The organism is Streptacidiphilus melanogenes (genome assembly GCF_000787835.1).
In the GTDB taxonomy this organism is placed as follows: Bacteria; Actinomycetota; Actinomycetes; order Streptomycetales; family Streptomycetaceae; genus Streptacidiphilus; species Streptacidiphilus melanogenes.
Genome location: NZ_BBPP01000046.1, coordinates 53,978 through 61,416, shown reverse-complemented (window position 1 = coordinate 61,416; position 7,439 = coordinate 53,978). Strand labels below are relative to the sequence as shown.

The 7,439-nt window shown below is 70.8% G+C and carries 6 protein-coding genes and 1 pseudogene; 4 read left to right on the top strand and 3 right to left on the bottom strand.

The window, feature by feature from the left end; genetic code table 11:
* Positions 1-362: 362 nt before the first annotated feature.
* The gene (locus TR49_RS33200; protein ID WP_052434851.1) at positions 363-560 is read right to left on the bottom strand and encodes a helix-turn-helix domain-containing protein; all 198 of its coding nucleotides are present in this window, start codon (positions 558-560) and stop codon (positions 363-365) included.
* Positions 557-1,129, bottom strand: coding sequence for a Uma2 family endonuclease (locus TR49_RS33195; RefSeq protein WP_052434850.1), 573 nt, complete (start codon positions 1,127-1,129; stop codon positions 557-559). Before TR49_RS33195 ends, TR49_RS33200 begins: the two co-directional genes overlap by 4 nt.
* Positions 1,130-1,713: 584 nt before the next feature.
* Here TR49_RS33195 and TR49_RS33190 point away from each other — a divergent pair.
* Positions 1,714-2,649 (top strand): NADP-dependent oxidoreductase, encoded by a 936-nt coding sequence (locus tag TR49_RS33190; RefSeq protein WP_042388331.1) that lies wholly within the window; start codon positions 1,714-1,716, stop codon positions 2,647-2,649.
* Positions 2,650-2,805: 156 nt separating this feature from the next.
* On the opposite strand, the gene TR49_RS40540 is transcribed toward TR49_RS33190, so the two are convergent.
* A complete protein-coding gene (locus TR49_RS40540; RefSeq protein WP_052434849.1) occupies positions 2,806-3,813 on the bottom strand; it encodes a hypothetical protein in 1,008 nt (335 codons plus the stop codon).
* A 342-nt stretch (positions 3,814-4,155) separates the two neighbouring features.
* Between TR49_RS40540 and TR49_RS46495 the strand changes: the two genes are divergently transcribed.
* From TR49_RS46495 to TR49_RS33170, 3 genes and pseudogenes are all read left to right on the top strand, one after another.
* A complete protein-coding gene (locus tag TR49_RS46495) occupies positions 4,156-4,281 on the top strand; it encodes a hypothetical protein (protein ID WP_268874142.1) in 126 nt (41 codons plus the stop codon).
* A gap of 142 nt (positions 4,282-4,423) precedes the next feature.
* Positions 4,424-5,108, top strand: a pseudogene (locus tag TR49_RS33175) (glycoside hydrolase family 30 protein); the annotation flags it as partial.
* A gap of 208 nt (positions 5,109-5,316) precedes the next feature.
* Entirely contained in the window at positions 5,317-7,422 is a 2,106-nt protein-coding gene (locus TR49_RS33170; RefSeq protein WP_042388323.1) for a SpoIIE family protein phosphatase, read from the top strand.
* Positions 7,423-7,439: the final 17 nt, after the last annotated feature.

Sequence of the window (7,439 nt, the reverse complement as noted above, 5' to 3'; positions counted from 1 at the left end):
GGATTCGACCCGATCGCCGCCTCCTTCGGCGACGCGGACGCCGAGTCCGTCGACACCGAACACTACTGAACGCTGCGTCGGTCGCACGGAGCCGGGAGTTGCCTTCCGGACCGCACGACCAGCCGGGCGAGCAGCCGCTTTACGGCGGCTAGGATGCCCTGCCGGTCACATCCGTTGTCGTGCGGCAAGCCTCCGTCCCGGCAGGCGGACTGCGCCGTGCGGTCCTGGGATCGCTCTCGATGAGCCAAGGGCAGCTCAGCCCTGGTAGTGCGGTGCTGACCGAGGGTTATGTCCTGGGGCGGCGGTTTGCAACAAGCCTGCCTGCGAGAGGCGGGCCCGGCGCAGCGATTTCCGCTGTCAGCTCAGTGAGGCATCAGCGTCAGGGAGAGCTCGGAGTCCATGGCCTGTGCGAGTCGCAGCAGCATGTCCACGGTGGGACTGGCGGCGCCTCGTTCGATGCGGGACACGACGGCTTGTGTGGTTGCGGCGGCTGCAGCGAGCCGGGCTTGGGACCAGCCCAGTTCCTCGCGGCGCTCCCGGATGAGCGCACCCGGGGTCATTGCTCCTCCGGCCCGTACAGCGGCAGCTCGGAGGTGTCGATGGTCCACTCGCCGATGGGGATCCGGTCGCCGAACCTGTAGTGCAGGCGGTTCGCGTACTCCTTCCCGGCGGGTTCCCACAGGTGGACGCAGGTGCCGTTGCGGGGGTCGACGATGAGGTAGTGCTCGATGCCCATGGCCGGATAGTCGCGCGTCTTGGCCTCGTAGTCGTTCTCGGGATTGGAGCGGGAAACGACCTCGACAGCCAGAAGGATCTCGCGTGGGTCGACGCGATCGCCCTCGGACTCGAACGAAGACTCGGGCAGCACGAGGACGTCGGGGCGGCGCAGTGATCCCAGACTCTCGCTTTCGGCATCTCCGATGTTGGACGCGATGAGAGGCTCGGGGATCTGCCGGTTCAGTTGCCGGGCGATGCGGAAGGCGGCGAGGTCGTGGCGCTTGGCAGGGCTCATCATCATGAGGACCTGGCCGTCGGCGATCTCGAAGCGCCCGGAGAAGCCTGCGGGCGGCTCGAAGTGCTCGGCCAGCTCGCGCAGGTGCCGGTAGATCATTGTCTGCGCCGTCTCCATGTCGATATCTTATCAGGTATAGACGATCAAGCGAGCGCCGACGCTCCCTGTGCGACTGCTGGATCACTGCCGATGAGGCCTGTCGCCAGCCGCCGGGCAGCAGGGATCACTCTCCGTGATGCACGAACCGTCCTTTGCGTGCTGCCCAGGGCGGGGCTTGAGGCCGGGGTCGGGCCCTGATGTTGCGTCAGTGTTGCGTGAGAGGGCTGAAGGCGGTCGCAACACATGCGAAGTGGCGAAGGGGAAACCTGCTGGCCAGCCAGACGACCTACGCAAAGACGCAGGTCGCCGCGCTGTACCTCCAAGATCACCCAGATCTACGAGGGCACCAACCAGGTCCAGCGCATCGTCATGTCCCGCAACCTGCCGTAGAGGTAAACGCGCAGATCAGTAGCCCGCTTGCGTGGATGTGGGACATCTTCGAGGGCATGGCGCTTCCACTGCTCGGGACGGTGCGAAGCGCCGGAACGGACGTGGTCGCCGCGCCGCCGACGCCGGTGACCTGGGTTCGGGGGCGTCGGGGTGTAGAAGTGGAAGGCGGCCGTGCCGCGCTGACGCTCCGACGCCTCGAGTGGAGTTCCCGCATGAAAGCTCTCGTAGCCCGCGAATACACGACGCTCGACGGGGTCGTGCTCACCGACGTGCCGCGGCCCGTGGCAGGCCCTGGTGAGGTGCTGGTCAAGGTCGACGCCGCCGCCCTCAATCCGTTGGACCTCGCGCTGATCACGGGTGCGATGAAGGACGCCTTCCCTGTCGAGCACCCTCTGGTCGTGGGGATGGATGCCGCGGGCACCGTCGCCGAGGTCGGTCCGGGGGTGACGGCCTACGCGCCGGGCGACCCGGTGGTCGCGTTCAGCGGTCAAGCCGGGGCCGTCGCCGAGTACACGGTGGTCGCCGTGGGCCCGCACCTCGCCAAGCGGCCGGCCGGCCTGGCCGCGCCTCGGGCCGCAGCCATCCCCGAGTCCGGGATGACAGCCACGTGCCTGCTCCGCGCGGTCGGCCTCGGCGCGGGGGAGAGCGTGCTGGTGGTCGGCGCAACGGGAGGCATCGGCCTGTACGCCGTCCAGCTAGCCGCCTCGCTCGGCGCCAGGGTGATCGCGACCGCGACCCCCGACGACGCCGACTACGTCCGCGGGCTCGGCGCGCAGGGCACCGTCGACTACAAGGCGGGCGACGTCGCGGAGCAGACGTTGCGCCAGGTCCCGGACGGGGTGGATGTGGTGGTCGACCTGATCAATCGCGGTGACGCGCTCGCCACCACGGCCCGGGCGCTCCGCGACGGCGGCCGGCTGGTCTCCCCCCTCTTCGGTCCGCAGGACTTCGGCCGGGGCGTCACGGGCGTCTACATCGGCAGCTTCACCGCCCAGCCCGGCGACCTGGAGAATCTGGCCGCCCGCGCGGCCGACGGGCGGCTGCGGGTGGAGATGGGCGCCACCTACCCGTTTGCCGACGCCGCACAGGCGGTGGCCGACTTCGCCGGGAAGCATATCCGGGGCAAGGTCGTCATCACCGTCCCCTAGGGAACGCCTGCCCGGGCACGCGTGCACGGGCCTATAGGGCACCGCGCAGGCGCTCGGCGGCCAAGGTCGGCGCCCTCCCGCGTAGATGTCTGAGCTCTACGAGCGCACGGCGGAGCGACTGCCGACGGCAGTGGCGCCCCTGGTCGTCGTTGCAGGTCAGCGATCTGTCTCCGCAGGCTGAGAACCTTGGCCGGGCCAGATCCCGGGGTGGTCGTTCCAATGGATCTCGGCCGGGTCCTGGGTATCGACGTCGGGGCGCTCGTGGGTTACGTGGCGGACGAACTCGGCGTGGGTGGCGCAGGGGTAGGGCTGGCCGACGGAACCGTTTGCGCGCATGACACGGACGTAGCGGTGACGCAGGTTCGGGATCAGGGCGGACACCTGGACGGGGCAGTCGGGGTTGGGCCAGGTGGTGTGCTCGGTGTCGGTCCTGGGGCGTACGCGAGGGGTCGGCGGCGGGAGGGGCAGGTCGCCGAATCCGGCCGGCAGCAGGGCGGGCGCCCGCTCGGCGGGGGGATCGGGCCAGGTCACATCGAGCACGGTGGCGCTGCCGACGACTCGTTCCCCGTCCCGCATGGTGATCACATCGCCCGGCATCAGATTGTGCCAGTGCGCTGCGTCCAGGGGGAGCAGCCGTCCGAAGGCTCGGCCACCGCTGTGAAGGGGCTCGTCGCCCTCCAGCCACAGCGCCGCCACGCGCACCGCGAGGTAGCTGCTGACGGCCTGCTCGCCCAGGTCCCACAGGGGGTGCAGCCCCCGTCCCGGCGGGATCGGCGCGATGAAGCCGTCCGTGGCGAGGGTGAGCTCGATGCGCAGCTGCCCGCGAAGCGCCTCGGTGGTGCGCCAGCGGTACCACTCGGCGTCGGGTTCGCCGGGGAGCTGTTCGGCGGCGTCGGTGAGGAACTCCCAGAAACGCGGCGGGGTGGGATGCTGGTCCGCGGCCTGGGCGAGGGCACTCAGTGCGGCGGCGTGGTCGCCCTTGGCGACGAGGGCACGGGCGATTTCGGCTCGACCGCTCGGCAGCAGTGCGGCGGCGGATTCGAGGACGTCTTCGATGTGCACGTCCGGCCTCTGTTCGGTTCGGCTGCGGTCAGGATCGGTCGTGGCCCGGGTGGGGACGTGGCCGGACGGCTCCTCCGGCGGCGGGCCCGGCTTCGCGGTCACGGCTCAACCGTAGCGACTCCGCGAGGAGACGTTCTTCCGAGGGGTGTACAGCGCGGGCGGACGCCACCGTGATCGGCTGGAGCCAGCGGGCCTCTTTCCCCGTAGACACGTCCATGATCAGGAGATCCTACGAGGCCCACGAGCGGGCCGAGGCGTGACCTGGAGGGTCACCGGCACTGCGCAGATTTGATGGACTGTGTTGACACATGCTCAGAAACCAACCAAGTTCAGCAGAACTGAACGCGGATCCCATCCTCGGCGCACACCCCGCTCGCCTCAGTGGAAGGCTCCGATGAACAGATCCCCCGTCCACGCCTCCTGGTCCTGGCTGCCCTGGCAGCCTTGACGGTCACCGGCCTGCCCGCTCTCCCCGTCGCCGCGGAGCCGTCCGCCAAAGCGGCCGACGGTGCGCTGGTCACCCAGCAGGCCGACAGCGGTGGCCCGTTGCAGCGGTGGATGCTCGGCTGAGACGCCGCCGACGAACCGTGGAGCCGGTCGGCCCAGCACGCGGCCGGCTCCACGAGCACGACCCGTAAGACGACGTGTGCACCAGGCACGACCGCGACCGTGCGCGCGCCCCCGGTCGTCCTCCTCACCCGGGAGACCACCCATGGGTCATCGAAGCCTGCCCTCCTTCTGTCGCGTCGCGCTCAGCGCGGCCCTCGCCGTCGCCGGTGCCCTGGGCGCCGCGCCCGGCGTTCAAGCCGCAGTCCCGACCTCCACCGCCATCACCGTCGACGGCAGCAAGCCGGGGCTGACCTTCGACGGCGTAGGCGCGATCTCCGGTGGCGGCGGCAACTCCCGCCTGCTGGCTGGCCGACTATCCGCCGCGACAGCGCAACCAGCTGCTCGACTACCTGTTCGAGCCCGGCTATGGCGCCTCGTTGCAGACGCTGAAGCTGGAGATCGGCGGCGACACATACTCCACCGACGGCGCCGAGCCCAGCGTCGAGCACACCAAGGGCGTCGTCGACTGCGACAACGGCTACGAATGGTGGCTCGCGGAACAGGCCAAGGCCCGCAACCCGCACATCGGATTCTACGGCCTCGCCTGGGGTGCGCCCGGCTGGATCGACAACGGCTCCGGCAACTTCTGGACCCAGGACACCATCGACTACCTGATGTCCTGGTTGGGCTGCGCCGCCAAGCACCAACTCACCGTCGACTACATCGGCGGCTGGAACGAGCGCGGCTACGACAAGGCCTGGTACGAGCATCTCAAGGCCGCCCTGGTCTCCCACGGCTACGGCGCCACCAAGATCGTCGCCGCGGACAGCGACTGGTCGGTCGCCGACGCCATGGCCGCCGTCTCCGCACGAGACGACGACCAGCATGCGCGCCTTCGGCACGCCGCACGCAACCGTGCCGGACGCTGTCCGACCTGCCGGGTGGGCGGTGACGGGTGACGATGGAGGGGATCTGGTCGGTGCCCTCGACCAACCGATCGGGGCACGGATCCGTCGGCCTCTTCCGCGAGCGTGCTCAAGTGGAGGGAGGGCAGGGATGAGTGCCTCGGACGCCGACCTGTCCGGACGAGACCCGGAGCCCATCGGCCCGTCGCTGCCGGGCGGGCTGCTGGACCTGCTGGGCGTCGCAGCAGCGCTCCTCGACGGCGAAGGCCGGATCGTGCTGTGGAGCCCGCAAGCCCGTGAGCTGTTCGGCTGGAGCGCCGACGAGGCCCTGGGCAGGTACGCGGCGAAGCTGCTGGTCGCCGAGGAGAACGTTCCGCTCATCCTGGAGCTGTTCGCCAAGGTCATGGCCAGCGGGGAGAGCTGGGCGGGTGTCTTTCCGGTCCGGCACAAGGACGGCTCGACACGGCTGGTGGAGTTCCGCAACATGCGGTTGCGGGACAAGGACGGAGCCCGGTACGCGCTCGGTATCGCCGCCGACGAGTCCGTCGTGCGCGGAGTGGAACGCGACCTCGCCCTGTCCGCCCGGCTCGTCACCCAGTCGCCGATCGGCTTGGCCGTGCTCGACACCGACCTGCGGTACGTACTGGTCAACCCGGCGCTGGAGCACATCAACGGCATCCCCGCCCGCCTGCATCTCGGTCGTACCGTCGCCGAGGTGCTGCCGTTCCTGGACGCCGAGGCGATCCAGGCCGCGATGCGCGAGGTCCTGTCCACGGGAAAACCGCTGCTGGAGCAGTTCACCACCGGCAGGACCCCGGCCGACCCGGACGCGGAGCACGCCTGGCAGGTCTCGTACTACCGGCTCGACGTAGCCGGCGGCCGAGTGATCGGTGTCGCCCTGTCCATCGTGGACGTCACCGAGCAGCACCGCGCCGACCAGCGGGCCGCCCAGGCCCGCCGCCGACTCGCGCTGATCGCCCGGGCGTCCGCCCGCATCGGCACCACCCTCGACCTGGGCCGGACCGCCCGAGAGCTGGCCGACACCGTCGTGCCCGACCTCGCGGACATGACCGCCATCGACATCCTCGACGCGGTCCTGCAGGCGCGTAGCGCCCACCTGACCCCGACTGGCCCGGCGGACTTCCGCGCGCTGGCCGTCAAGGCCGCTTACCCCAGCGAAGCGGCGGGCGCAGCCGACCCGGTGGGTGAGATCAGCCGCTACGCGGCCGACCGGCTGGTCACCCGCAGCGCGACCACCGGCAGGCCCGTGCACATCCCGCACGTGCGCCCCGGCGACCTGGCGCGCATCGCACGCGACGAACAGGCCGCAGCCGCCCTCGCCCGCGCCGGCGCCCACTCCTACCTGGCCGTGCCCCTCACCGCCCGCGGCGAGGTCCTGGGCGTCCTCGACATGGTCCGGGCCCGCAACCCGGTGCCGTTCGACGCCGACGACGTCCTCCTCGCCGAGGAACTCGCCGCCCGCGCCGCCGTCTGCATCGACAACGCCCGCTGGTACCAGACCCAGCGCGATGCCGCCACCGCCCTGCAACGCCACCTGCTCCCGCAGATCCCACCGCACGCGCCAGGCCTGAACCTCGCCTCCCGCTACCAGCCCGCGGGGGCTCCCGGCCACGCCGGCGGCGACTGGTTCGACGTCATCCCGCTCGGAGCCGGCGCCACCGCCCTGGTCGTCGGCGACGTCATGGGCCACGACATCAACGCCGCCGCGACCATGGGCCAACTACGCACCGCCAGCCGCACCATGGCCCGTCTCGGCCTGGAGCCGGCCGAGATCCTGCGTCAGCTCGACCAACTCACCGAAGAGTTGGAGGAGACCATCGCCACCTGCGTGTGCGTACTGCACGAGCCCGTCAGCGGGCGGTGTCGCATCGCCCTGGCCGGGCATCCGCCGCCGGTCCTCCACCGGCCGGACGGTCCGGCGATCCTGCTCGACCTGCCCCCGGGCGCCCCCCTTGGCGCCGCCGCCCACGTCTCGCTGACCACCGCCGGGGTCGACCTGCCGGCCGGAGCCCGGCTGTTCCTCTACACCGACGGTCTGGTCGAGCAACGCGCGCAGGCCATCGACGTGGGCTTGAACGCGCTCCTCGACCAGCTCACCGGCCCCTGGCTGCCTCTCGACGAGGTCTGCGACAAGCTCCTGGCCGTCCTGCCCGGCAGGAAGGGGGACGACGACGTGGCTCTCCTCGTCGCCGAGGCAGAGCCGCGGCAGGGACCGCACGAGGTTCAGCAGTGGTGAGGTGGCGTTGGTGTCGG